Raw genomic sequence first — 26,401 nt, 5'->3', positions numbered from 1 at the left:
GCATGAATATTCTAATAACGAACGATGATGGAATTTCTTCCAACGGGATTTTAGCCCTAGAAAAGATTTTGGGCGAAGATCATACGACATACTTAATCGCACCTTTAAAAGAGAAATCGGCCAAATCGATGGCCTTAAGCATCTATGACTCTCTTCGTGTGGAGAAGATCAACGATAATCATTACATCGTGGATGGCTATCCTGTCGACTGTGTGAATATCGGAATTCACGGAAAAATTTTCCCACCCATAGATATCGTGATCTCAGGGATCAATCGAGGCGTTAATATGGGTCACGATATCCATTATTCAGGAACGGTCGGAGCGGCAAGACATGGAGCGATTCATAAGATCCTAAGTTTAGCGGTCAGTTCCGGTAACCTGAACAAATCCCATGATTATATTCGAGAAGCCGAACTGGTGCGCGATATACTTAAAGCTTGGAAAGACGTCTTAGTCCCTGAAATCGTCTATAATATTAACATTCCCGCGGAATTCGAACATTCTTTGGCTGCAATCGAAGTCGTTCGATTGGGAAAGCGAACGTATGTGGATACGTATCATAATAATCTAATTGTTAACGGAATCTCCGAATTTTATTTGGGTGGATCCGACTTAGGTTATATTCAAGAAACAGGAACCGATTTCGATGCATTCTATCGAAATAAGGTTTCGCTTACTCCGTTGAGTTTGGATCAAACCGATTTGGAACAATTGCGGGATTTTAAAAATAAAATTCGACTCCCATTGCAATAGCCGACACATGGAAAAGAAGAATCCGTCTCGAAAAATTCCGAATAAAAGGAAGATCTTCACGGAGATCTTAAAGGAAAATTATACGTTCGCGCTAACTCTTATTGATCGAGAACTTTCGGAACACGGAAAAGATCCTGAACTGCTTTATAATTTCGCCGTATGTTGCTCCAGAACGGGAAATCATAAGAAGTGTGTCTCCGTTTTAGAAGACCTTCTGGAAGAATTTCCGCGATTCGGCGAAAGAGACAATGCATTCAGGATGATTATATTTTCCTTAATATCGATCGGAAAATATAAGGAAGCTCTTGCAAAGACCGAAGAAAGGTTGAAGCTTGCGGTCGATGATATTATTTTACTTTCTTTGAAAGCGTCCGCTCAGGAAAAGTCCGGTGATATAAAATCCTCGATCGAAACACATTTAAGAATTCTGCGATTGCGTCCGGATCATAAGAATAGCTTAAATTCACTCGCTTACCTATTGATCTCGGGGAGGGAAACGAGCCCGGAGGAACTTCGAACTGCGACGGAAAGCGTAAAACGTTTAATTCAGTTAGAGCCGGATAATCCGGCCTACTTGGATTCTTTCGGCGTTCTTCTTGATAAAACGGGAAAAAAGGAAGAGGCCAAAAAGGCCTTTGAAAAGGCGTTACAAAAGGCTCCTGCTGAAGATATAATTCTCGAACATCTTAAAAAAGTATCTAAAAGCCCGGAACAAGGAGCTTGACACCTCGCCTCCCCACTAAATCATGGACCACGATCCGGGATGTAGCGCAGTGGTAGCGCATCTGTTTTGGGAACAGAGGGTCGCTGGTTCAAATCCAGTCATCCCGAAGCCTTTTGGGATTTTGACTCGATAGCTCAGCTGGATAGAGCAACTGCCTTCTAAGCAGTCGGTCGGGGGTTCGAATCCCTCTCGGGTCACACATGGTGAGCGTAGCTCAGTTGGTAGAGCTCCAGATTGTGGTTCTGGCTGTCGCGGGTTCGAGCCCCGTCGTTCACCCCAAGATTTCCAACCAATATTAAAAATTCCAAGTAACGAAGATCTTCAAGGGGCTCGAAGCTTTTGAGCGAAAGCATTTGCAGCGACCCATAGGGAGCGTCGCAAATGCAACCTGAGTCCACGATGGACGAAGGCGCGAAAAAGACGCCGTGGAGCTTAGTTTGCCACGATGGCAAACTGCGTAACGGCGAGCCCCGTCGTTCACCCCAAGATTTCCAACCAATATTAAAAATTCCAAGTAACGAAGATCTTCAAGGGGCTCGAAGCGAGAACTTGAAAGCAACCATAGCGACCCATAGGGAGCGTAATGGTTGCGACCGAAGCACAGGATGTGCTGAGGCAAGTTCGAGACGCCGTGGAGCTTAGTTTGCCACGACGGCAAACTGCGTAACGGCGAGCCCCGTCGTTCACCCCAAGATTTCCAACCGATATTAAAAATTCCAATTAACGAAGATCTTCAAGGGGCTCGAAGCTTTTGAGCGAAAGCATTTGCAGCGACCCATAGGGAGCGTAATGGTTGCGACCGAAGCACAGGATGTGCTGAGGCAAGTTCGAGACGCCGTGGAGCTTAGTTTGCCACGACGGCAAACTGCGGCTAATTATTTCTTGATTCATTCTAAGGTTGGTCGATCTTCAGGTGCTTCAATAAATTGAAACTCGCACGAGGTTTTGCCATGGCCGAATCTAAAACAAAGCCCGGAATGGAAAGCGTTTCGGATTTTCTTAAAAAAATAAACGATAAAAATGTTCGGGAAAGTTGCACCAAGATTAACGAAATCATGAAACAGGTAACTAAGGAAAAAGCCGTATTATGGGGAAGCGGCATGGTCGGTTTCGGAAAATATCATTATGTGTATGAAAGCGGCCGAGAAGGAGACATGTTTCTTGTCGGGTTTTCTCCCAGAAAAAGCAATATAACAATATATATCATGCCTGGATTTGAAGAATATAAAGACCTACTAAGCAAACTTGGAAAATGCAAAACGGGAAAAGGCTGCCTGTATATAAAAACAATCCGGGACGTGAACACTGACGTTTTGGAAGAACTAATTAGGAAATCCTTCCATCGTATGAGGGAGAAATATCCGAAATAAGTAGGACTCGCTCTTGATCGTTTGCCGTAATTCCCAAATTATATCGGATAAGATAAAAAGGAAATTTCCGTCGGCGCTCTATGCATTTCCTTATATTCGCTTAACTATATAATAATTTTTTAAAATTCCATTTTAACGCAATAGAATTTATTCCAAATTAACCGGACGAATCAGTTGGTTCGAACCGTGATCCCAGTATAATATCCCCGAATTTCATCGTTATGGCTGGATCCGAATTCTATATTATTCAAATTATTTTGAAACATCACGCTATACGGAATCGCTATCGAATAGCCATGAACTCTAGTAAAGGTGGAAAATGTTCGATTATAACCGAAGGAGAGATAAATGTCGCCGAATACACGGATTGAAAGTCCAATATCATACTCGTAACCGATGTATCGAGCTCTTACCCCGTCCGGGCCGTAAGCTTTTACATAAGACGGCGGAAAAAGAGTAATCGCCTCCGCTTCGAAGATCTGCTTGCCTTCCGAATGAAAATATTTTCCTTTGACATCGATTCGAAACCTATCCCAGATATCGAAACGAGTTAGAATTTCAGCTTGAGGGCCGTATGTCCGATTTTCGACGTTCGTGTATGAGAGCCCGACCTGAGTGGACTGCTTCGTGTCGATAGCTCGCAGTCCTCCTCCCGCTCCCAGAGTCCACCACGATGTCGGGTTCCAGAATTTAAAAATATCGGCTTGGTAATCCGTTCTGGTCAAAGGAGGAAAATTCAAGTGCGTAGGAATAATAAGAGAGGAAATCGGATAAAGATAAGTATACGCATTGTACGTGGAGTCCGTGAGAATAATTTGATAATAGGACAGATCAAAACCGATTTTATATTTTTTGTTCCAATACATAAAACCGAAAACAGGTAAAACTTTCTCCCTGGAGCTTAGATCCGAGAAGCCGACATTATAGTTGGTCGTATTCTTTATATAGTCGTATTCTTGCGGGTTGAACGTATAGTCGGCTCTTTTGACGGTGAATTCCAGAATATGATTCGACTTCTCTTGGAATTGTTTTTGGTCCGTCTCTCCTTTCTTCCGCTCCGCGTCCAATTTTTGCTTTAAATCCGCAATTTCACGATCCTTTAAAGCTAATTCGTCGATGGTGTTAGGCTCGGTCGGATTTTCCTGATTTGCGGAAAGTTTTCTTTCCTCTTCTATAATTTTATCCGCTTCCTTTCTACTTATCTTATTGTATAAAACTTTCAGAATCGAACTTTTTTCGATTACTTTGTCTCCTTGCCTTGTTTTCAGGGTCAGTCTCTTTACGTCTTGACTCTTGACATTTCCGGTAAGCATCGTACCGTCTCTCAAAAGAATCGTCTCAGCGGACAAAGAATACAGATTAAGGATCAGAATTAAAAAGGAAAGAAAGCAAATATTCAATTTTATGTTCATAACGTTTTAGTGAAGTTAGACGAAAAAAAGGATCGACCGATTTCTTCGTTTATGCGATCGGAACCAAAACCAAGCCCATCATCGTTCGTTTCATTTTTAATCCCTCGATTCATTAATTTAGATAACAAGTAATATTAAGCGACTTTACTGTAAGAGGGACGCATAAATTTCATAAAATAAAAAAATTTTTCGATCGGACATAAATTTCGGACTCGAAAATTCGAAGGATTAGGAATCTCGAATCAAATATTTATTTCCAGAGAACTCCGTCTTTCGCTTCCAATACGCAAATATCGTAATAAATCGCCGACATAATTGTCCGAAAGTGTCCATTTTAATCTTTATCCGAAAAATTAGGACAATAAGTCGGGTATTTTCCTTCGACCAAGTTTTGGCGGACTATTGAGCGGAACTCTCTAGAGCATGCTAGCCCGGAAAGAATCAGTCATAATAAGACTTAGAATGTGTTTAAATGAAAATGGATAAAAGCCCTGGTGAAGCCGCCGAACACGAGAAAAACTTCCGAACTAAGCGGATATCATCAATCCGACTAAGTCAATTTGCCGCGCGAGGGATGTGCAGGACGCGAAGCGGCCACGAGCCGGCGGCGAGGGCCGGAGCGAAGCGTAGTCCGTAGCAGCCCGACCCCGACACACCGTTCCGTTTCGGTCGAGTCGAAGGCGGGGCGCGCCCAAACCTTTATTATAGAATTTGAATTTCCTTTAAACAGGCATCCGGTCCCATTCCTTGAAACGTGCCTTCCACTGCCCAGATAATAATCCCTTTCGGATAATCTTTCGCAGGAACCGGATCGAATTTTTTCGTGAGAGGAAAATGAATTTCTTCCGATTTGCCGAAATCGAGAGTTTGGGAAACGTAGACAATATCATCGGGCAGGCGGGATTCCTTGTCGACATTGATCGCTTCCCGCAAAAATATTTTGAACTTTAATTTCGGCGCTTTCTTTGAACAGGCTTTAACGATAATTTCCTTCCAATCCGAAGGAATATAAACTCCGTTCCGCAATCTATGGGAAAGTCTAAGTTCAGCGTCGAAGTCCATCGCACGAGAGGAAGGTCGCAATTTTTTCCACTCTGTCGAATCCTTGCCGTCCGCTAGGTGAAACGCTTGAGACGAGCGATCCTCCAAATAGGAGTCAGTGAAATCAAAACGTAAAAAAGGAGGTTCGTTTTTGTATTCCTCGATCTTACGTTCTGTCGTCGAAAATAGATAGAAGTTTGCTACGAGCAATGCCGCAGGAAATGTAAACGCGATTAATTTTGGCAAAGATTTAAGTCTCATTCCCGATCTCTAAGTTCAGGTTAAGCGAGATTCCGCTCAGAGCAAGAAGGATTTCCTTTGTTCTTGTCGGATCGGAACGGATGTCAAATTATGCTCCACAACGTCTCAGGAAAAAAATTTTTATTTTTGCCTGAAATACGATCTAAGGACGGAACAAACCTATGCGTATCGGTATTTCCGGCGGCACCGGACTCATCGGATCTTTACTTGCACTTCGTCTTCGCGCAGAAGGATACCAAGTGCGTCTTTTTAGTCGAAGCGGAAAACTTCCGTATCGATTGCAAAGGACTTCCGAATGGGACGTTCGCATCGGTCCTCTGCCTACCCGAATCGATCTGGAAGGGGTCGATGTACTGATCAATTTAGCGGGAGAACCGATTGCAGGAACCCGTTGGACGGAAGAGTATAAGGAAAAAATTCGAACCTCGCGAGTCGATTATACTAGGGATCTGGTTTCGATTCTATCTTCCTTGGGCGAAGCCGGACCTAAGGCTTTATTTAACGCATCCGCAATCGGTATTTACGGTTCCTTCGAATCTTCGACACCTCCTTTTGACGAATCCACTCCGGCCGCACAAGACGAATTAGGAAATCTTTGCCAAGCCTGGGAAAAGGAAGCTATGGAGGCGGAAAAATCAGGAATCCGCACCGTACTTTTAAGAACCGGAGTCGTCCTTTCGACGGAAGGCGGCGCTTTGGCAGCCATGCTTCCTGCGTTCCGTCTTTTTGCGGGCGGGCCCATCGGATCCGGAAACCAGATTCTTTCCTGGATTCACATAGAAGACCTTCTCTCTATCGTGCTATTCCTGCTAAAACGACCGGAAGCGGTCGGGCCTTTCAACTTAGTTTCTCCCGAGCCGATATCGAACGAGCAATTTAGTAAGGTATTAGGCAGAACATTAAATCGTCCTTCGTTTACCCGGATTCCTACTTTCGCTCTCAAACTTGCCTTCGGCGACGGAGCACAAGTGGCGACGCATGGACAAAGGGTGATCCCCAAACGTTTAGTGGATTTAGGCTATAAGTTTAGATACCCGAATTTAGAGGCGGCTTTGAGAAGTTTACTCGGGTAAATTTCGCTTTCGGTTTTTGACAAAGTCGAAAAATCGTTTTCCACTTAGAACCTTTCTAAGTCTAACAAATATGGAAAACACTTTACCAGGTTCATTTGAAGAACTCCTCAAAACCCATGATAAGCCCATATTGGTAGACTTTTGGGCAACCTGGTGCGGCCCCTGTAAGATGGTCGCGCCCGAACTGGAGAAATTTGCCCAATCGCATAAGGGGAAAGTTACTGTAGTAAAAGTCGATATCGACGAACAGCCGGATATCGCGCAGAAATACGGGATCTTATCCGTTCCGACCCTGATGCTTTTTAAAGCAGGCCAAATTTCGGAAAAAGTGGTCGGCGCAATTCCGCAAGCTCAGATGGAAAAAGTCTTCGGACCTAAGCTTGTGTAAATCGATTTCGTCCGATTGCAAATTTAAACAATCGGCCGAAAATTCCGCATATGAGAGGCACCGCTCCGATCGAAGAAAAGAACGGAGCCTCTGAATTGTCCGGTATCAACGTTCACCACTCGACGATCTTAGTTATTTCCTCCGATGCTAAGCGAAACTTTTCAAAGTCTCCTTTAGCTTCCGGGAGAGTTCTAAATAGATAACCGGCCAACCCTTTCGCAAACGAATCGAATAATGAATTTTTAATGCCTTGAGTTCGATCGTGAACGGCTTGTTCCAAAAATTCGGAAAGCGCCAGAGCTCCAAATGCGAGATCGGATAAATCGAGTCTGTATGTTTCCTTCCATTCTCTCGGCTTCTCCTCTAGATTCTTCGCCCATTTGGAAAGCAAATCTTCTCCGAACTTTGCCAACTCCTGCAATTCAGGGATCGCTTTTGCCGATGTGAAATTCTTTCCGATTTCCGCCACGAAGGAATCCCGGATTTTAGCCCGATTCATCGCTCCTAACGCGTGGTCGGTAATAATAAGATGAGTTCCTTCCCAAGTTTCGTTGATAATGCAATCGTTATGAAGTCTCGGAAGACAAGTATAGTCTCCGATAATCCCGGAACCCCCCAAGGCCATTATTGCCCTGTGCGTAATCTGTGAAGAAAGGGAAGACGATTTGTATTTCATTAACGGAGTGGAGAGTTGTTCGGCGAGAATTCCTTTCGAGCTCCAATCGATCCCCCGGTAAATCAGAAAAACGACGGCGGCGTACAAAGTCCGAAGTTCGGCAAGCTCTCTCGAATAAGCCGAAAATTCCTTGATTTTTTTTCCGTAAGCGGTTCTGAACCTGGAATATTCCAAAGCTTCCATAAAAGCTCTTCTAGACATTCCTGCGGCGGCTATGGACACATGTACTCTGGAAGTTCGGATAACGTAGCGGATTAAGTTTGCTATGCCGTGAGCAGGACGGCCTAACGTCTCCGCTTCGACGTCTTCGTAGACGATCTCTACGGTCAACTTTCCCTTGGATCCGATGATATCCTTTTTTCGCAGGATATGGTGACCGTTTAATTCCCCATTATCCTTAATTCTAGGAACTAAAAATAACCCGATAGTTTCCGTTCCTTCCAATTTTGCAGTCGTAACCCAAAGATCCCCCGGATTGGAACAGAACCATTTTTCCCCGTTTAAAATCCACTTTCCATTTTCTCCCTTCCGGGCAATCGTTCTATTGGCAGCTACGTTACTTCCGCCGACCCTTTCAGTGACGTATTGTCCCGCCATAAAATGGGAAGAGGATCCTTTCCCCGCGACCAACGGAAGATATTTTTTCTTTTGCTCTTCGGTGCCGATCGCTTTCAGGACGTTAATCATGCCGTCCGTCATTGCCAGCGGACAGGTCATTCCGCCCTCTCCGTTTTGATTGGCTAAATACGCCAAGGAAGATCGATGCAAATCCGTGAACGGAAATTTCCATTCATCATGAAAATCTAAATTTACAATTCCGTAATCATAGGATATTTTCCGGGAAAGTTTTTGTTCGGGAGAATAAACGACTAAATCGACTCGATTTCCGGCGCGATCGTATTTTACGATTTCCCCGTATTTGCCTTCCTTATGAGAAGCTTCCGTAAGTTCATCCAAAGTTCCGCCGACAAGTTCGCCATAACCGCGCAAATGATCGATCATGGCCTTTTTGTGAGCGGGATCATAGCCTACCGAGTAGCGTTCAATAACCCTCTGTAATACTTTATCAAGATCGTAAAAGTTTTTGCCGCGATTTCCTTTATAAGAAGACACATCATAAGGCGCAAGCCCTGGGTTTTCCGCAAGACGAAGTGGATAGTCCATAGTTGATTTCCAAACAATCGAAATATTTCTAACTCCTATCTTACGACGAGAACTCGTATATGCACTCTTTTTTTAAGGATTAGTCGTGGGTCATTATGCCATTGTGAACGATGTTAGATAAAACTAACGGTTCGAAGGTCCCGATTCGAAATGAAATCGTCTTTTGAAAGAATCTAATTGGAAAAAATGAGTCCACCGACGAAAACAAATAATTTCGACGGAAAGCTAACTTTAATATTCCAGCACTAAGCCTTCGTAAGGAGCCACGGCAAAAACTACCGGTATCTCCATTTTTTCAGGTTTACGATGCGTAGAGATAAGAACGTGGGCCGTACGATTCGCGTTAGCGACGATCTTTTTGGATTCATTCTCGAAATTAAGGATTACTAAACATTTCTTCTTTTCGTATTCGCGAGTGTATTGTAAAACGCCGGGCGGCGAATCGTAATCCAATGAAATATTCCCTTTTCGCAATATTTCATTTCCTTTACGAAGCCATATTAGCTTTCTATAAAAGTTCAAAAGGCTTTCGACACTTCTGGATTGAGTTTCTACGTTAATCGTTTCATACTGGGAAAAAACGGGCAGCCATGGATCTGCGATACCGAATCCGCCGTTTTTATCGGAGGACCAGCACATCGGCAGCCTACAATTATCGCGACTCGGATAAAAAGGCCAATAACGCTTTCCGACGGGATCTTGGATTCTGTCTTTGGGAACTCTTTCATCCATCATCCCGAGTTCTTCTCCGTAATATAGAAACGGAGTTCCACGTAACGTTAAGAGCATTAACGCCGCAATTTTCGCGCGAGAGATTGTTTCGGATCCCTTGGAATATCTCGTTATGTGTCGACGAAAGTCGTGATTGCTTAGAGTATAATTCGGCCAACCTCTATCACGCAAACACCTTTCCCATTCCTTAATCACGTCCCGAAATCTTTCCGCTTTCCAGGGAGTATGAAAGAACGCAAAGTTGAATGCCATGTGCAACTCATCCCCCTTGTCTCCGTAATAAGAAGCGGGTAGAACACTGGTTCCCGGAGGTTCCATCATCACTTCGCCCACGGACATTCTGTCTCCGTAGGAATTTAACAATTTACGGAGATCCTTTAGGATGCCGTGCATCTCGGGCCGATCCCGGTCGTAAAGGTGGTCCTGCTGGTCGAACGGCCTTGCAATCCATCTCTTACGAGGATTACTTCGAAATTCGGAATCTTTAACGAATAGATTTACGACATCCAATCGAAAACCGTCTACCCCGAGATCCAACCAATTCTTGACCATTTCGAAAATCGCTTTTTTGACTTCAGGATTTCGCCAATTCAAATCCGGCTGTTCGGTTAAAAAAGAATGATAATAGTATTGCTCTGTCTCCGGATCAAAAGCCCAGGCTTTACCGCCGAAAGTTCCCATCCAATTATTGGGTGGACCTCCATTAACGGGGTCTTTCCATATATACCAATCCCGCTTCGGATTATTTTTCGAAGATCTAGATTCGATAAACCATGGATGAAGATGCGACGTATGATTCGCTACAAGATCCATAATGATTCGGATCTTTCTCTTATGAGCTTCCTTTAAAAGACGTTTGAATGTTTCCAGGTTCCCGAAAACGGGATCTATATTATCGTAGTCGGAGATATCATATCCGAAATCGTACATCGGAGAAGGATAAATCGGAGACAACCAAATGGCGTCGATTCCCAATGAATTCGGAGTTCCGTCGTTTAGATAATTTAGCTTTTGGATAATCCCTTCTAAGTCGCCGATACCGTCTCCGTTCGCATCGCGGAAACTTCTAGGGTATATCTGATAAATGACCGCGTTCTTCCACCAATCCGGATCTTTTTTCTTTGCGCGGGGGGCTTTCTTGCCTTTTTTTGGCGTACTCGGGTTTTCCATTTTTCTAATAGAAACTGTAGAAGAACTGCGGGCCGAATCCATACGGACCATTTTTAAAACACGAGTTCCCCTGTCACTCTTTCCGTTGCCTGAATTCCCAAGATCCGAGCCTCTAGCGAGGAAAGAAATTCCGCGTCCTTTACTTGCTCTCCGTTCTGAGTCTGAAGATAAAACGAGTCGTACGCATAGTCAGCAGACGTGGAAACACGTAAATATGACACTTTCAATCCGAATTCAAACACTTTTCGTAATATTCTATATACTAAACCGACCATATCCGGCATCCGGACTTCCATAATCGTAACGTCCGATAAATCCTCGTTGGAAAAGCGTACCGACCGATTAACGATGCTTTCAGGAATGGCCTTACGAGGATTCCATTCCGTCGGTTCGAAGGCGATGCTATCGCGTTGCAATTTTCCCGTCGCCATTAAGCGAAGCTTACCCTCCATCCTGGAAATTTTTTCCGGAGAAATATTGCCGCTGCCTTGGGAATCCGTTACCTGTAAAATATGAATTTGAAATTCGCTCGAAGTATAACTTTGCATTCCGACCAGACTTAATCCTTCCGAAGACACCGAACAACATAAATCTAATAGAATTTCCGGCAACTCCCGACTAACGACTTCGACCGAAACGAAAGCGGGGTCTCTTTCGGATGCGAATAAAAGTTTTTCCGTCGATTCCTGACTTAAGGTTGCGATTGTCTTAAAATGTTTCAGTATCTTACGGTTCGAAACCGTCTTCAGATAACTATGGGGAATAACGGAATAAGCAAAGGAAGCGACGCTTCTGGAAATCCCGGGATCTTGCCCTTCCTTTTCCGTCAAATACGCCACCAAATCTTTCGAAAGCACGATCCTTTCGGCTTCCTCCTGAATTTCTTCTTGAGGAACCCCCTTCGCTTTTAAGTAAGACATGGTATTCCGAAAAAGATCGCTGAGGATCGCCTTTTTCCAATTCGTAAGGACGTTATTACCTACCGATTTTGTATCGATGATGGTCAGAATATAGAGCAATCTGAGTCTTTCCGGCGTACCTACGGTTCTTGCAAAGCTTCGAATTAAAGCCGGATCGGAAATATCCCTCTTGGAAGAAAGTTCCGACATAGAGATATGTTTTTCGACTAAGAATCTGCAAAGATCCGTGTCTTCCTCCGAAAGCCCGAGCCGATCTCCCACGGACACGGCCAATTCCGCTCCGTATTCGGAATGATCTCCTTCTTTGACCTTACCCGCATCGTGAAGAAGAATTGCTAAAGATAGAATTTCGGTCTTTACGCATTCCTTATATACTTGGAGAATTTCCGAGTCTTCAAACTCGCCGTTGTCAAGACGATCCAGTTCGTGCAATATGAGAAGCGTATGCTCATCGACCGTATATTCATGATGATAGCTGAATAGGGCAAAATTAGTGCAGGCTCCGAACTCCGGAACTAGCGCGCCGAGAACTTGACATTCGTGCATCAACTTAAGCACTCTGCCTCTATCCTTCGGCAGTCTAAGGATCTTTAAGAATTCCGCATTCACTTCCGCCGAATACCTAAAATCGTCGTCCAAAAAAGGAGATGCGAACCTAATTTCGTTTAACAAAGTTCCTGAAACGAGTAAGCCCGTTTCCTGAATCATTCGAAACGTAAGTATGACGTCCTCGTATAAAGTATGCGGATCGGCGAATAAGTTCCCTTCCATCGGAGGAAACACTGCATTGCGAACCTTAGAAAAGGAAAGTCCTTCGTACGCGATCGATTCCGCCGGCCCCGGTTTTCTTCGTTCGATTACGAAATCCAAATAACTACGCATTACGAAAAAAACGTTCTTTTGGTGTCCGTATAATTCGTTCATGAATTTTTCTACGGTTTGCAGATTTTCTTTTTTTCCATAACCTAAATATTCGGCCACTTCGGGTTGCAGATTTAAATCCAATCTATCGTGCTTACGACCCGTCACGACATGCAATGCGATCCTAGTTCGGAGTAAAAAATCGTAGGCTTCCTCTAAAAGTTGCGCTTCTCCCCTTTGAAAAACCGGAAGTAGGGCCAGAGCTCCTAAAGACGGAATCGGATTCAGGGATTTCTCGTGCCAATAAACGCATTGGATATCTCGTAAACCGCATATATCGGTTTTCAGATGCGGTTCGGAAAGAAGGATCGGTTTGTCTTCGCGTAAGAATCGATCAGAAAGCTGAAGCTCTTTAGCGACGTTATAAGTTTCGATATATTTCGGGGGAAGCTTTTCTAAAAACTCCGTCTTGTATTTTTGATAAATCTCCCGGGAGCCGATCAAGAAACGGCTGTCTAAAATTGCGTGAAAACTGGACATATCATCCAAATATCGAAACGATTCCTTGATAGTCCGACAAATATGTCCGACTTCCTTGCCGGAGTTGTAAAGATACGTGTTTATCGACGAGATGATTTCGGACAGCTTGGCTTCCGAAATTCCATTATGAAGATATAATATATCCACGTCGGAGTGCGGGGAAATTTCCATTCTTCCATATCCGCCTAATGCGATTAAGGCGATTTTTTCCCCGCGACCCAGAATGCTGACCGCTTTCTCGAATCTGCTTCGTAAAAACGAATCGATTATAAATGTGAGTTGCCTTGAAACCAGCTTGCCCGAGACGGACCGGCTTTTTTCCAAGAGTCTCTGGAAACTATATGTAATGTCTAATTCTAAGGGCATAATCCCTATTTAAGTCGGTCGCCCGGCTTCGCATCTCTATGTGGGACAAAGAGCGTCAGACTGTCCCCTTCGCCGGCCGCAAGTAACATCGCTTCGGAAAGACCGAATTTCATTTTTCTCGGTTTTAGATTGGCGACGGCTACTACCTTTAGACCCTGCAATGTCTCCGGTTGGTACGACGCTTTAATTCCGGCAAAGACGTTCTTGAACCCCATCGGCCCCAGGTCCAACTTGACCTGAACCAGCTTATCCGCACCTTCTACAGGTCCCGCTTCCGCGATTAATCCGACTCTAAGGTCGACTTTTCCCAACTCTTCGATCGAAATTTCCGAGATATTCGCGATGCCATCCGTCTTAGAATTCGTCGTATTCGGAGATGAAGCCGTTTCAACGGCGGGAGTTTTATTTTCTTCTATCATAACCTGAATTGCCTTTTCTTCCACTCGCTTTGTTATCATTTCGTAAGGAGCAATCTTAATCTCTTCCTGATCCGAATACAAATCCGCGAAGGCAGGATTATCGTTCAGTCCCAAAAGTTTATGTACTTTTGCGGATATATTCGGAACGACCGGAAACAGATATATGGCAAGAATTCGTGCCGCATTCAACCCGACAGTCACCGTCTCTCTGGCTTTTTCGGGATCTTCTTTGATTTGGGCCCAAGGCGCCAGATCATTAACGTATTTATTGGCAATGTCTCCCAATCGGGAACATTCTCTCATTACTCTGCCGTAATTTCTAGACTCGTACCATTCTTGAATCTTTTTATCCGATGAACAAAGTTCTTCCAGAACCTTTTTGCCGTCCTGCGAAAGTTTGCCCAACTTTCTATCTAGTTTATCTAATATAGAAGTCGAAACCCGCGATACTAAATTTACGAAATTCCCGACTAGATCGGAATTGACCTTTGCAGTATAATCGTCGAAAGAAAGATCGAGATCGTCCATACCCGGACCTAGCTTTCCGGCCAAATAAAAGCGAAGATGCTCCGGATCTAAATGTTTTAAATAATCCTCGGCTCGAATAAACGTCCCTCTTGACTTGGACATTTTTTCCCCGTTGACTGTGATAAAACCATGGACGTGAACTAGAGAAGGGGATCTATATCCTCCGCCTTCGAGTGTGGCAGGCCAAAAGAGCGTGTGAAAGTAAAGTATGTCCTTGCCGATAAAATGCGCTATCTCCGATTCTCCGTTCTTCCAAAAAGAATCGAACTTACTCCGATCTCCTTTGAAAAAATTTAAACTAGAGGCCATGTATCCGATCGGAGCGTCCAACCAGACATAGAAATACTTTTCTGTTTCCCCCGGGATTTGAAATCCGAAATACGGCCCATCACGGGAAATGTCCCAATCTTGAAGTCCGGTCTCGAACCATTCCTTCAATTTTTTTCGGACGCCGTCGGCAACGTGGTTCCCGTTTTCGATCCAATTCGATAGATACTTCGAAAAATCCCCGAGCTTGAAGAATATATGTTTCGAATTTCGAGTAACCGGCGGAGTTCCGCAAAGAGAACAATGAGAATCCTTTAAATCTTTGGGGGAATACGTAGCGCCGCAAACTTCGCAGCTATCTCCGTACTGATCCGTCGAACCGCAATTCGGACAAGTTCCTTTAATAAAACGATCCGGAAGAAACATCTTATCATGGTCGCAATAAGCCTGCTCGATTTCCCGTTCTGCGATATGCCCGTTCGCCTTTAAAGAAAGGTAAATTTCTTCCGAAAGAACGCGATTTTCTTCGGAATTTGTAGTATAATAATTATCGTATTCGACTAAAAAACCGTTCAGGTCTCGATAGTGTTCCTTACGAACACGGTCGATCAATTGTTCCGGGGCGATGCCTTCTTTTCTAGCGGCGAGCATGATCGGAGTTCCATGCGTGTCGTCCGCGCAAAAGAAATAACACTCGTTCCCGCTCGCTTTCTGAAAGCGGACATAAACGTCTGTTTGGACAGCTTCTAAAACATGGCCTAAATGAATCGGTCCGTTCGCGTAAGGCAGGGCGGAAGTAACAAGTATCCGGCGTTTCCGATCAGTTCTCACGTAGTCAAGATGCGAAAAATTCCCGCAAAAGCAACATGGATTTTCATTGCAAATCGTCCGCGTACAGTAAAATACTTCGGAAATACGCAAAGCGTTCGGAGAAGGAAGGCAAAAAATGGAGAGGGTTTCATCCTTAGCGAGTAAGGTTCTGCCTGGCCACGAATTTTATGAAAAATTCCAGAAAGGCCTGGACCCAGAGTCGGAAATTTTCCAATTAAAGATGAATTATGCCAAGGTGTTGGTCAGCCTCTGGTCCTATGCTTGTCACGCCGACGGAAACTTTCATAAGAGAGAAGGAAATTTAGTCGGCCAAATGGTCAAAGCGATGTTTGATAAAGATTGCATCTTCGACTCGCATCAAGATAGTAAAGACGAAATCGTAGAAGAACTATCCGAAATTTTTGAATCGCCTCTCCCGATAAAAATGATTAAGGATTTTTCAGAAGGAAACCCCGTCCTGGCGGCTAACTTTTACGAGGATGCTGTTTGCATTATCGCGACCGACGGATCCTTCACGGATAGGGAAAAAGAATTCTTAAACGATCTCGCTAAAGAATTAGAGATATCGCAGATGGATAAAAAAAATATCGATAATAAATACTCGGATACGAGCGATAAAGACTAAGTAAAAGTCTCGTTCGACTTTAATGTCCTCATATTTTATCGTTCTACTTTTTGTTTATTTCGGTATTCAAATTCTTCTTTCCGGTCCCGTTCTTCAATTAATCGTAAATATTATTTCTTTTCGACTCTTTAAATTTGGATGGCTCACGCCCGGTGTATTGCTTCCGGGTCTCTGGGTCTGGGCGAGAAGCTTTACGATATACTTTCCGGGCGAATTAGGAACGGATATCGTTCATGCGAAGGGAAGTTTTCTCAAATTTAGAATCTCTCTAGCGAGACTGCTAAAGGGAAAACTGATTCTTATCGGCGTTAATATCCGTTCCTTTCACATGGATTACACGAACAGAGTGGACTCGCGAAAGAAAACGCCGTATCTTCCTCGGCGCGGTCGAATTCAAATTAAGTTCGAAAAAGTAATTCATTCAAGCATCGACATAGAAGATCGAACGTTAACCCCCGTTTTCAATATCCAGATTCGCGATATAAGAATCGAAAACGGATTGTTAGACGTCGGTTCTCCTTTAGAAATTCTTTTTCGGAGCAGAATGGGAACTTGTCGTTTAGGGCGGGAAGGATTGTTGCGGATCGGAACATTACGTAACGGAGACCGAGGATATTTAAATCTTTCCGGGATTACCTGGGGGGAGCTTGCCGGGTTAGAAATTATCCCGTTGCCTCTTTTTAAAAAGCAGGTTCATCTATCCGTCGAATTTAGACATATTGACGAGAATCATACCGATTTCGAAGGAACACTCGTGCATTCCTCCACATCTCCTGAGGACTATTCCGAAAGTTATCCTTTCCGATTCGGAATAGATTGGAAGGAATTCAACTTGCCATTCGATGTCGCATTAAGAAAATTAATTATGGAATTATTCCTCCAAACAAAGCTGGAAAGCCTAATGGCTCGCACTTTGCAGACGATTGCAAAAGGAATACGTCTGTTTTTAGGAAAAGAATAAAGTTTTTATAAATGACTCTTCTCGTCTGGCTTGCTAACGGTTTTATTTTGTTCGGAGGCTTTTTAGCAGTTCTGTTAGCGGTTAACGAAATATTTTCACATTCAAAGAGAGCTTACCGTTTTTTATTCTCTTTGACTTTGGTCTCCGTCGCTTGTATGCAGTTGCTAAGCGCATTCGGTTTGGAAATTGCGACGGATAATTCCGTTAATCTCCTTCCTCTTGCTAACATCCATATTCCGTTTCTTTTTCTTCCGGCGCCTCTGGCTTACTTGACGATAAAAACGGTTTCCGAAGAGAATTTCTCGATTAAAAGACATACGATATTAATCGGTTTCGTGATCTTTACCGCAGTTCTATTCTACGTCATTTATAATTCGCCGATCCTCGGGTTAGAGCGATTCCCTTTTAATACGATTATTGCATTTGGCGACAAATCGATCCTACAGAAATGGATCTCGCAAACACCGTATTTTTTTGCGGGGATTTACTCTCTGGCATTTGCCGCGAAAATATTCGGGGCCTTAAGACAAATTCAAGACTTTCGCGTAAAGATCCTGCTCGGAATTTTCCTCTTGGATACTCTCATAGTATCCGCTTTAGTAATCTTAGGTTCGATTTTCGAGACGTTCTTTTTTAGATTAGCGCTACTTGCAATTTCCTTCGTACTATGCTTGATTTTCGTCGCTCGAAACAGATACCCGAATCTTTCCGAAAGTATAAGTAAAGAATTGGCCAAAGTCAGATATGTCAGGTCTCGACTGGCGGGAATCGATTCGGATTCGTTGATCGGAAGATTAAACGCATTACTAGAAAATGAAAAAATATATAAGAACGATAATTTATCTCTGGCAGGAATTGCTAAAGAACTTTCCCTTACACCGCATCAATTATCCGAATTGATCAACCAGAAACTGAACCTCGGTTTTTTCTCCCTGGTCAATCGGTATAGAGTCGAAGAAGCAAAGCGTTTATTGGCCCAAACGGATAAGACGGTTTTGGAAATTGCATACGAAGTAGGTTTCAACAATCGGTCCTCCTTCAACGAATCGTTTCTAAAATTCGCAGGCGTCACTCCGATCGTCTATAGAAGAAAAAATAAATCGTAGGATATTATAACTACCGATAAAAAAAATCGAAAGACTTTATAACCTCCGTCGACTCGGACCTTCGATCCGAATATAATCCTCTTTATCAATCATCCAGATAAGGAAGGAAATGGATATGCAAACGCATACTCTTGAACTCGAAGACTCCAAAAACGAACCTCGTTCGAAATTACTTACGCTGATCTCTAAAGGATATTTGTTTTTAAATTTAGCGGTCTACTTCGCTTTTGCCGTTAGTTTCTTTATCGCACCGACGACACTCGCCAACCAGATCGGATTTTCGATACATTCGACCGCTGCACTTGCCGATTTCCGTGCGATGTACGGCGGCCTGTGCTTGGGAATAGGCATCCTGATCTTACTAGGGATACTCCGGCAAAAAACTCGAATTGCAGCGATTCAAATCTCCGTTTTCACGGCAGGCGGACTTCTTCTCGGCAGGCTGGTTACTTTACTTCTCGATGGTTCGGGAAATGAATACATTTATATTAGCATGTTAACTGAAGTATTCGGGGTCGCATTGGGATTCTTCCTTTTACGGAAGTGATTTGTAATGGATTCGGACGACCGAGCCGTCGTCCGAATCTCAGGTTATCGGATAATTTCGAACGAACTTTATAAGAGGAGAAACGCAGTTTCCAACTTAGATATATTTCAGTCGTATTTAACGGAACATCCGTACGGCTGAGACGTGGAAACGCTGATCTGTTTTCCCGTTAACGCTTCTCCAACCGCAGCCACAATATAATTTTTCGCTAAAGGAATATCTGACTGGTCAGTGGATGGTCTGTCATCAATTGCACCGTTATATAGTATTTTTCCCTCAGGGGAAATAAGCACCATCTGCGGAGTTGTCTTTGCTCCGTATGCCTTCCCCATTGTCCCATCCGGATCGAATAGAACTGCGGAAGGAACCGCTTGGGATTTTTTTAGATACTCTTTTTCTTCCTCAGGCGTAACATAACCCTGCTTTCCCGGTGCGGACGATATTACACTCAACCAAACCACTCCCTTTGCAGTTATTTCCTTCTGCAATTTCTGCATGTTTCCGGATCCATAATGCTTTTTAACGAAAGGACATCCCTGATTATGCCATTCAAGAACTAAAAACTTACCCTTAAACTCGGATAAATTACGCAGCTTTCCGGAGATATCCTTTTCCGAAAATTCCGGAGCAATGTCTCCGGGCTTGATTGCGTACAATGAATAAACGAATATCGAAAGTATCGAAAATAGAAAAAACGCCCGTTTCATTTTATAGCCTACCGATCAAATAGAATGGTTACTTTTAGACCTGAATCTCGTTAGGCGGGTTCGCCATTTATTCGGATCGCCACGACCTAAGAGTCGAAAATTCCATCAAAATGCTCAGACTCGACTTTTCCATCGTCGTTCTACGATCCGTTATTCCGATTCTTAATCGATACTTCCGACATTTTTTCAGCATTCTATCTTTCCCTATCCTATATTAATCATTGATCCGTTTTAAGAATCGTATACATATACCAAATCCACCCGAATATTTCGGAAAAAAATCGTTATTATACGACGGCACTTTAATTAACCAAGGATACTAGCATGCAGGATAATATTGAACTTTTTGTAAGAAGACTTCCCCATATATTCTTTATTCTTTTTTCGATACCGATCTTATTTTACTTATATACCGGCTATAAAGAACGCAAACGGTTAAAATTCTTCATTTCTTGGCAGGCGATTGTTTCTTACATATTGATTACCAGCGGATTCGTTTTAATTGTTCTTTCCGCTTATCTTTCCATCGACGACATATTGACGATCTTCCGGGAGCTCACTACCTTATTTGCCTTCATTTACGGCGTTTTTGCGACGATCCACGATTTCCATGAAAAGGATAATGAAACGGGCAAAAGGGTCGTCACTAATGTAGGAAAGATCGGGGTCATGGTTTTGACCGTGAACATCTTATTGTCGATGAGCACGGATTACGTCAACCAGGCTCTTGCAAATATCGATAAGGATCATTTGGATTCCAAAATTAAGATTCTCGAGCAGGAATACATAACGCAAACCGGGGAAATTAAAGGCGATACCTCTCTTTTACTTTCAAATTATCAGCAATATATCGAATTATCGCATCGAAAAGTCGGAGAGTTAGAAGCGGAAATCGAGAAGTTGAGAACGGAATCGCAAAACACCGCCCAGGCGTTGAAAGAAACGCAAGGAAGACTAGCTCAATCTTTACAGGAAAACCAAGAAAGAGTGAAAGAACTCGAAACGGTCAACGGTCAACTTACCGTTAAAACCCAGGACGCCGCCGTATATGCATCTAAATTTTCCGACGCCTCGCAAAAACTGGAAGATCGACAAAAGACGATAACCCAAATTAATGCCGACCTACAATCCAAAACGATCGAGATAGCTACTTTAACTCAGAGAGGAAACGTCTGCGGCGCCGATCTAATCGCTTCGAAAAAAACAATCGGTGATTTAAGCGGCCAAATTCAAAGCAAAATCGGAGATATAAATGCTTGCGGTGCGAAACTCTCCGAATCGTCGAAAACGATAACCGAATTAAAGAAGAACGTAGCCGACGCGAATCTTTCCTTAAATTCCAAAATCAACGAGTGGAATTTGTGCTCTTCCCAGCTTGCTGAATTAAAAGTTCAGATTTCCGAAAAAGCCAAATCCCTATCGGACGCGACTGCGCTCGCGAATCAAAGGGCCACCGACCTTCGAAACTGTCGTGCCACCATAGACAAGGAAGTGGGAGGAATAACGCAAAGGTTATCGGGAATAGAGGACTTTCTAAAAGCAAAATCGGCAACCCAGGAATCGAAACCATGATTTTAAAATAAATCACAATATTAGCAATAGGAAGAGCGGAATCGACCTCAATTAGAAATTTAAAATAATTGAATATATAAACACTTATTTATAAACGAAAATAGAATACGAGAAATCGATCAATACGGTCTCTCAATCGGTTTCTCAAATATGAAGTTTGCAAGGCCTCTGGCAGATTTCATATTTTAGAAAGAAACCGTTATTCACACATAGTCAGTCATTTACTATTCGGAACTCATACGAAAACTTCGGAATTTTGCACCGATTTTCGATCAAACGCATATCCCGATAAAAAATAAAACATCAACGAATCAAAGCGATGATCGACGCTTTTTTGTGGAAAATATATTATATAAGTAACGACCTACGATTTTTCCGGTTCGAAAATTATACTTTTATAGGAATTTCTGTATAGATAAATGAGATACCCTTCCGAGAAGACCAGGAAAATACTCATCGCTATAGGGAGAAAGCCTATCCCTCTCTGCAATATAAGCAGGTAAAAGACGATATTGGTGATGATTGGAGCTAAAATTAAGAGGGCTAAAGGCACTTTACGACGTAAAATTACCATTAATCCGGCTATCGTTTCGATTGCTCCGATCAAATACCAAAGATACCCCGTTCCGATTAAGGCTGCAATGAAGTTAGCTGCTTGAGGATTCATAGGCGGAATCGGCATGAAGGGATAGAATTTGCTTAACCCAAAAAGAAGGAATATCCCCCCAAATAATACGTGAACGCTGAAAGTGAAAAGTTTCATCAGAATCTCCTAATAAGTTGTCCAGACAACTATAATTTGATAGAAATGAATATTTTGTAAACTAAAAATTGTTCGGACAAGTAAATAGTTGATTTTTTCCGGTATGACTTAACATTCGTTTATGCTTATTTTAGAAGATCAATTAGGATTTAATCTAAATAGGGTCGCAGTATTGTTCAGACGGGAATTGATACGTGCATTAAAAGATTATCATCTTTCTCCCGAACAATGGCAAGTACTGGCGACGCTCTGGTCCAAAGGGCCTCTTACCCAAAGACAAATCATAGATGTTACCCTACAAGATGCCCCTTCCACATCGAAAATGATCCGGAGGATGATTCAGCGCGGATATGTCGATCTATCGATTTCAGAAGAAGATCGAAGAGTCACGCTGATCAAACTAACGAAACTCGGCGAATCTTATAAAAAGGAAGTTCCAAGAAAGCTCGTAAATCACTTCGAGTCGTTACTTAAAAATTATCCTCAAAAAAATAGGGAAATCCTCCTATTCCAATTGAAGGAATTGCGGAAAGTCTTAAACGACGAAATGGGAGAACAATAAATAATCGATGTTTTTTGCTTTTGCCGCTCAGCGACTTCCATCGCAAAAGAAACTAATCGTTCTGGGAAAGTCATTACCTGTGCGATAAAGATCATAAACATCTAGAACCGCTTCACGATCATTGCAAATAGGCTACTATTTCCGACACTCGTCGAAACATTCCGTAATTTTAAGTTAAAATAAAACGAATAAAGCCCGATTTCTTTACTTTAAACTTCTAAATCTGCGTATTAATTCTTCGTAAAATTCTTTTAACGCCGCCTCTTTGTTTTCTTTAACAATCGCATCATCGTCGATCCAACCCAGCGGCCTGGTGACGGATTTTTCCGATTCGGACTCAGCCGTTACATACAGATATTCGTTCCGAACGTCCCAAAGAGTACCCTGAAATGAGAAAACCGAATCTCGGTGAGAGCCCGGAACTAACCAAATTCCCACAAGCGTAAGATACAGCATGCTTAGATAGTTGGCGTCCTTTTTATAAACGTTCTTCGGTTTAACGACTAACACTGCATCCGCGCCGTAACGTGCCGCCAAGATCCGGATTTTCTTAATATTATCCAGGCTCCTGCTCCTCTCTTTATAATAGTTCCGAAATGATCCGCTATTGTTACCGTCCAAGTCATATACCGATTCGGTAATTAAAAACATCTGAGATATGATTCCTTCAGACTTTAGGATCTTTTCGGCGTCTAGAATCGTAGTTTTATTGTTACTATCGATTCTATAGTGATCGGATTGAGAATCCAAAATATATACACCGAGACGAAACGGAAACTTTAATTGGGGCTTGATGGAAAGATATTTTTTTATCTCCGAATCATCGATCACAATCTCGTGATTTTGAACGTTCGGAATCGGGCCCCGATCGAAGCCTGAGCTAGAACAGTAGAATACGGATGTAAATACAAGAATCGTAAATATGTTTTTTACAAGCTGACGCATACCGTATTAAGCGACATCACCGTAAATCGCCAAGAAAATTAAAGGCCCGAATCAAAGTAATTTCGAAAACGAGCTATGTCCGTAATTTTACGAAAACGATAGAACCGGAATCAACGGACAAATAACGCGATCTTCGGATGAAAATCGTAACCTGAAGATCAGTTTCATAAAATGCAAAAATTTTTATGTAGAACGCTTCCAACTCAGGATGCCGATACAAAACATCCAAATCAATAATAGAAAACTGGCCGGCATGTTTATAATCATGGAAAGTTCCGAGAAGCCGGTGTACCCGATTACGATTCCTGCAACGCAAGTAGGAACTCCACTTAGAAGAGCCAGGAATCCTACCCATTTCGGAAAAATTGAATCGAATAGCAACGCAAAACCAAATAAGAGCATGGTTAATCCGGTTACCAAACTAGTAATGCTAGCTAAGCCGATCTCGATTTGCCTTACGCCTAGCGTCGCATGAAATAAACTAGCTTGCTCGGTCGTTTCTGCGGAAGCCCAAGCATTCACCATCGCTTTCAATGCAATTCCATCTACCGCCTGCAACGCGCCGGCTAAAGCCAACACCGATATCGCCCAACCTGTTCCGATCTTTCCTAAAACGAGCGCAGACGGGTTGGAAAATAAGGTACTCAGAACTATCAACGAAGATATCATAAATACCACGCCCAGAAGTTGAACTAAATGACTCGCGACCCAATGATGATCGTTTGCATATTCGGTAAAGGCAGCTAAAGCATCGTTCGGATCCGCACCCATCGGATGCAAGTACGTTCCAATAAATAAAAAAAGAGCTCCGCAGATTGACGTAATCGCGATTGTGGTATTTGCAAATTTACTTTGCATTCAATTCTCCTTGCTGACTCGAAAACTTTCTTAGGATTTGTAAGAAGAAAGATTTTCGGTTAAAAAGACAACTACTTGAATTACGAATTTACAAAAAAATAAAAAAACATCGCAAGAACAGTCAGTATTTGTGGGACAAAATTGACTTACTCAGGTCGCCTCCCATTTATACAAAGACTCCATTCTTTATCGTAAGGCGTCGAGCATTAGTCCGGTAGTCAACATTGTAGGTAAAAAACGGGGATTCTCCCTTTTATCTTTCGGATAATAAACGTAAAAAGGAACGCTATTTCTTCCGTACGATTCCAAAGCCGCCGAAACTTTCGGATCTTCACTAGTCCAATCTCCCTTCAAAACTACGATCCCCTTAGTTCGAAACTCGTTCAAGACCGTTTCGGAAGAAAGAACCGTTCTTTCATTAAACTTGCAAGTGATGCACCAATCGGCCGTAAAATATAGAAAGACGCTATGTCTTTCTTTTAAATGAAATTCTAATCTTTCTTTGGAATATTCTTCGGTGGAAATTTTATCGTGTCCGGATTCTAAAGTAGGAATCGGCATAGCGGTGTTCCGGAAAAAATAAAAGCTACATAAAATGGATATCATCGCCAATCCCAGTATGCCCATTTTTATTATTTTCGAATCGGCAATTCTGAATATCCATATCATAAAAACCAATAGTAGAATTATAAGAAGCGCTAAACTTGAATCGTTTCGATTCGTGATTCCGCTAAAAACCCAGAACAGCCAGACTGCAGTCATTAGTAGCGGAAACGCAAGAAACTCTTTAAACGTCCGCATCCATTCTCCCGGCTTGGGTAAAAATTTCGCTAACCCGCTACTGTTCTGAAATATGAGGAACGGTAAGGACATTCCTGCGGCCATGGACGTGAACACGGATAGACCGTTTAAAATATTCTCGGAGAAAGCGTATGCTAACGCAGAACCCATAAAGGGAGCCGTGCATGGTGTAGCAACGAGGACGGTCAAAGCTCCCGAGAAAAATGCGCCAACCTTCCCCTTTTGATCAGCCAATCTTACTATCGGCCCACTTAGACCGACGGCAAAGTCAAAAGCGCCTAACATATTTAATCCGAGAAATACGAACACGAGGATCAGAAAAAAAACGAAGGAAGCATTCTGAAGTTGATACCCCCAACCCAAACTTTCTCCGCTGGATCGAAGAATCTCGAATCCGAAAAACAAAATCCAAAAAAAGGAAAGCACTCCGCCGAAGTAGAATAAGGACTCGATTCTCTTTGTTTGTTTATTCGAAGTTTGAGAAATCGCGAAAGCCTTCAAAAACAAAACCGGAAAAACACAAGGCATCAGATTCAATAGAATCCCGCCAAGGAATGCGAAAAATATCGCTTCGAGTAAATAGCCTACTTTCGATTCATTCGCCCGAATAGAATAGATCTGAGATCCTAAAGTTAAAACTCCCCGAATAGAATTCGGAGCTCCCGAAGCATATTCGGACGCAGGAATTTCGAATTCTATCAAATTTTTTGAATATTCTAAAGTTCTAGGTTTTTGATTCGATACGATCCGGGGATCCGCGGGGAAAAAATCGAATTTCTCCGGGAGATCGTTCCCTTTTATCCGAAACAGAAAACTATCTTTCTTTTTTCTGAAAGAAATCGCCAATCCCGCTTCGGGAGTATGCGGCAATTCCTTTAGGCTTCTTTGATATGCGAAGTATTTTCCGGATCCGGATTCAGGAAGGAATTTTTGTATTTTATGAATGATTAAAGTTCCAGATTCGGGAACACATTCTTCCTTACATACGAGCCAACGTAAGTTCGCTTCGATGCGAAACGATTGGTCGGATTTTGGAATTTTATAATCCGAAAATAGAACCGTCGGTTTCTCATACCCAAAATTAACCAGATCCCCCAATTCGATTCGCTCCGGCACCGGCCATTCCCAATCTGTAGCGATGCCGGACGGGTTCGATTTCCAATCCGTTCGTAAAGAGGACCCCGAGTCGCCGGGATTTTTCCAATAAACGTGCCAGCCCGGTTGTGCTTCGATGTAAAGAGCCAAGCGAAGAGTGTTTTCGGATCTTGATACCGCCTTCAATTCTATATAAGAATGGGCGCCCCGATATTCCTGGTTTTGCGCGAAAATTCCCGCAGAAAAAAACATGCAAAAGGTATAAATAAAAAAGGAAAACGGTAAGCTGATTCGATATCCGGACATTTTATATTAGACCGAATTAGAGATGGGGAAAATTGGAAAGATTATTCTGCTTTAA

Annotated in this window: 22 protein-coding genes and 3 tRNA genes; 14 read left to right on the top strand and 11 right to left on the bottom strand. The window is 42.8% G+C overall.

Annotated elements, in window-relative coordinates; translation table 11 throughout:
• Positions 1-2: 2 nt before the first annotated feature.
• The 6 genes from surE to LEP1GSC058_RS16145 all read left to right on the top strand — a co-directional run bounded on the left by surE (position 3) and on the right by LEP1GSC058_RS16145 (position 2,849).
• Positions 3-755: a 5'/3'-nucleotidase SurE gene (gene surE / locus LEP1GSC058_RS16175; protein ID WP_016549333.1), complete on the top strand. Its 753-nt coding sequence runs from the start codon at positions 3-5 to the stop codon at positions 753-755.
• A gap of 7 nt (positions 756-762) precedes the next feature.
• A complete protein-coding gene (locus LEP1GSC058_RS16170) occupies positions 763-1,479 on the top strand; it encodes a tetratricopeptide repeat protein (RefSeq protein ID WP_016550314.1) in 717 nt (238 codons plus the stop codon).
• Between the two features lie 35 nt (positions 1,480-1,514).
• Positions 1,515-1,586: transfer RNA gene (locus LEP1GSC058_RS16165), tRNA-Pro, on the top strand.
• Between the two features lie 16 nt (positions 1,587-1,602).
• Positions 1,603-1,676 (top strand) — tRNA-Arg (locus LEP1GSC058_RS16160).
• 6 nt (positions 1,677-1,682) lie between these two features.
• Positions 1,683-1,758 (top strand) — tRNA-His (locus tag LEP1GSC058_RS16155).
• Positions 1,759-2,429: 671 nt separating this feature from the next.
• Positions 2,430-2,849 carry a DUF1801 domain-containing protein gene (locus LEP1GSC058_RS16145; RefSeq protein WP_016549593.1) on the top strand — a complete coding sequence of 140 codons (420 nt, stop codon included), beginning with the start codon at positions 2,430-2,432 and terminating at the stop codon, positions 2,847-2,849.
• Between the two features lie 170 nt (positions 2,850-3,019).
• Here LEP1GSC058_RS16145 and LEP1GSC058_RS16140 read toward each other — a convergent pair whose 3' ends face one another.
• Both LEP1GSC058_RS16140 and LEP1GSC058_RS16135 read right to left on the bottom strand, forming a co-directional pair.
• Positions 3,020-4,261, bottom strand: coding sequence for an LA_0442/LA_0875 N-terminal domain-containing protein (locus LEP1GSC058_RS16140; protein WP_016551048.1), 1,242 nt, complete (start codon positions 4,259-4,261; stop codon positions 3,020-3,022).
• A gap of 702 nt (positions 4,262-4,963) precedes the next feature.
• Complete coding sequence (locus tag LEP1GSC058_RS16135; RefSeq protein WP_016549789.1) at positions 4,964-5,563, bottom strand: hypothetical protein; 600 nt, start codon at positions 5,561-5,563, stop codon at positions 4,964-4,966.
• Positions 5,564-5,724: 161 nt separating this feature from the next.
• Between LEP1GSC058_RS16135 and LEP1GSC058_RS16130 the strand changes: the two genes are divergently transcribed.
• Together LEP1GSC058_RS16130 and trxA are read left to right on the top strand one after the other, a co-directional pair.
• A complete protein-coding gene (locus LEP1GSC058_RS16130) occupies positions 5,725-6,636 on the top strand; it encodes a TIGR01777 family oxidoreductase (protein ID WP_016550752.1) in 912 nt (303 codons plus the stop codon).
• Positions 6,637-6,706: 70 nt separating this feature from the next.
• Positions 6,707-7,024, top strand: coding sequence for a thioredoxin (gene trxA / locus LEP1GSC058_RS16125; protein ID WP_039948726.1), 318 nt, complete (start codon positions 6,707-6,709; stop codon positions 7,022-7,024).
• A 112-nt stretch (positions 7,025-7,136) separates the two neighbouring features.
• Here trxA and LEP1GSC058_RS16120 read toward each other — a convergent pair whose 3' ends face one another.
• The 4 genes from LEP1GSC058_RS16120 to metG all read right to left on the bottom strand — a co-directional run bounded on the left by LEP1GSC058_RS16120 (position 7,137) and on the right by metG (position 15,498).
• Positions 7,137-8,864 carry an acyl-CoA dehydrogenase family protein gene (locus tag LEP1GSC058_RS16120; protein WP_016550191.1) on the bottom strand — a complete coding sequence of 576 codons (1,728 nt, stop codon included), beginning with the start codon at positions 8,862-8,864 and terminating at the stop codon, positions 7,137-7,139.
• Positions 8,865-9,095: 231 nt separating this feature from the next.
• Positions 9,096-10,817 carry an alpha-glucosidase gene (locus LEP1GSC058_RS16115; RefSeq protein ID WP_016550350.1) on the bottom strand — a complete coding sequence of 574 codons (1,722 nt, stop codon included), beginning with the start codon at positions 10,815-10,817 and terminating at the stop codon, positions 9,096-9,098.
• Between the two features lie 2 nt (positions 10,818-10,819).
• Positions 10,820-13,453, bottom strand: coding sequence for a [protein-PII] uridylyltransferase family protein (locus LEP1GSC058_RS16110; RefSeq protein WP_039948460.1), 2,634 nt, complete (start codon positions 13,451-13,453; stop codon positions 10,820-10,822).
• Between the two features lie 5 nt (positions 13,454-13,458).
• A complete protein-coding gene (gene metG / locus LEP1GSC058_RS16105) occupies positions 13,459-15,498 on the bottom strand; it encodes a methionine--tRNA ligase (protein ID WP_016550161.1) in 2,040 nt (679 codons plus the stop codon).
• Positions 15,499-15,613: 115 nt separating this feature from the next.
• Here metG and LEP1GSC058_RS16100 point away from each other — a divergent pair, with 115 nt between their 5' ends.
• From LEP1GSC058_RS16100 to LEP1GSC058_RS16085, 4 genes are all read left to right on the top strand, one after another.
• On the top strand, positions 15,614-16,123 hold the full coding sequence (locus tag LEP1GSC058_RS16100) for a tellurite resistance TerB family protein (protein WP_016549561.1): 510 nt from the start codon (positions 15,614-15,616) through the stop codon (positions 16,121-16,123).
• 22 nt (positions 16,124-16,145) lie between these two features.
• Positions 16,146-17,084: a hypothetical protein gene (locus LEP1GSC058_RS16095; protein WP_016550579.1), complete on the top strand. Its 939-nt coding sequence runs from the start codon at positions 16,146-16,148 to the stop codon at positions 17,082-17,084.
• 11 nt (positions 17,085-17,095) lie between these two features.
• Positions 17,096-18,190, top strand: a complete 1,095-nt coding sequence (locus tag LEP1GSC058_RS16090) for a helix-turn-helix domain-containing protein (protein ID WP_016549446.1) — start codon at positions 17,096-17,098, stop codon at positions 18,188-18,190.
• 115 nt (positions 18,191-18,305) lie between these two features.
• Entirely contained in the window at positions 18,306-18,737 is a 432-nt protein-coding gene (locus LEP1GSC058_RS16085; protein WP_016549901.1) for a DUF4345 family protein, read from the top strand.
• A 107-nt stretch (positions 18,738-18,844) separates the two neighbouring features.
• On the opposite strand, the gene LEP1GSC058_RS16080 is transcribed toward LEP1GSC058_RS16085, so the two are convergent.
• On the bottom strand, positions 18,845-19,444 hold the full coding sequence (locus LEP1GSC058_RS16080; RefSeq protein WP_016549595.1) for a thioredoxin family protein: 600 nt from the start codon (positions 19,442-19,444) through the stop codon (positions 18,845-18,847).
• 324 nt (positions 19,445-19,768) lie between these two features.
• On the opposite strand from LEP1GSC058_RS16080, the gene LEP1GSC058_RS16075 reads away from it, so the two are divergent.
• Positions 19,769-21,016, top strand: a complete 1,248-nt coding sequence (locus tag LEP1GSC058_RS16075) for a coiled-coil domain-containing protein (RefSeq protein WP_016550756.1) — start codon at positions 19,769-19,771, stop codon at positions 21,014-21,016.
• Positions 21,017-21,380: 364 nt separating this feature from the next.
• Here LEP1GSC058_RS16075 and LEP1GSC058_RS16070 read toward each other — a convergent pair whose 3' ends face one another.
• On the bottom strand, positions 21,381-21,779 hold the full coding sequence (locus LEP1GSC058_RS16070) for a DoxX family membrane protein (protein WP_016549960.1): 399 nt from the start codon (positions 21,777-21,779) through the stop codon (positions 21,381-21,383).
• Between the two features lie 121 nt (positions 21,780-21,900).
• On the opposite strand from LEP1GSC058_RS16070, the gene LEP1GSC058_RS16065 reads away from it, so the two are divergent.
• Positions 21,901-22,341 (top strand): MarR family winged helix-turn-helix transcriptional regulator, encoded by a 441-nt coding sequence (locus LEP1GSC058_RS16065; protein WP_016550943.1) that lies wholly within the window; start codon positions 21,901-21,903, stop codon positions 22,339-22,341.
• 204 nt (positions 22,342-22,545) lie between these two features.
• On the opposite strand, the gene LEP1GSC058_RS16060 is transcribed toward LEP1GSC058_RS16065, so the two are convergent.
• The 3 genes from LEP1GSC058_RS16060 to LEP1GSC058_RS16050 form a co-directional block, all read right to left on the bottom strand.
• On the bottom strand, positions 22,546-23,286 hold the full coding sequence (locus LEP1GSC058_RS16060; protein ID WP_016551026.1) for a hypothetical protein: 741 nt from the start codon (positions 23,284-23,286) through the stop codon (positions 22,546-22,548).
• A 183-nt stretch (positions 23,287-23,469) separates the two neighbouring features.
• The gene (locus LEP1GSC058_RS16055) at positions 23,470-24,144 is read right to left on the bottom strand and encodes a membrane protein (RefSeq protein WP_016550014.1); all 675 of its coding nucleotides are present in this window, start codon (positions 24,142-24,144) and stop codon (positions 23,470-23,472) included.
• A gap of 186 nt (positions 24,145-24,330) precedes the next feature.
• Entirely contained in the window at positions 24,331-26,292 is a 1,962-nt protein-coding gene (locus LEP1GSC058_RS16050; RefSeq protein WP_232224716.1) for a cytochrome c biogenesis protein CcdA, read from the bottom strand.
• Positions 26,293-26,401 lie beyond the last annotated feature (109 nt).

Origin of the sequence: Leptospira fainei serovar Hurstbridge str. BUT 6 (genome assembly GCF_000306235.2) — a bacterium.
GTDB lineage: Bacteria > Spirochaetota > Leptospiria > Leptospirales > Leptospiraceae > Leptospira_B > Leptospira_B fainei.
The sequence above is the reverse complement of the archived record's forward strand: the minus strand, read 5'-3'. Positions and strand labels throughout refer to the sequence as shown.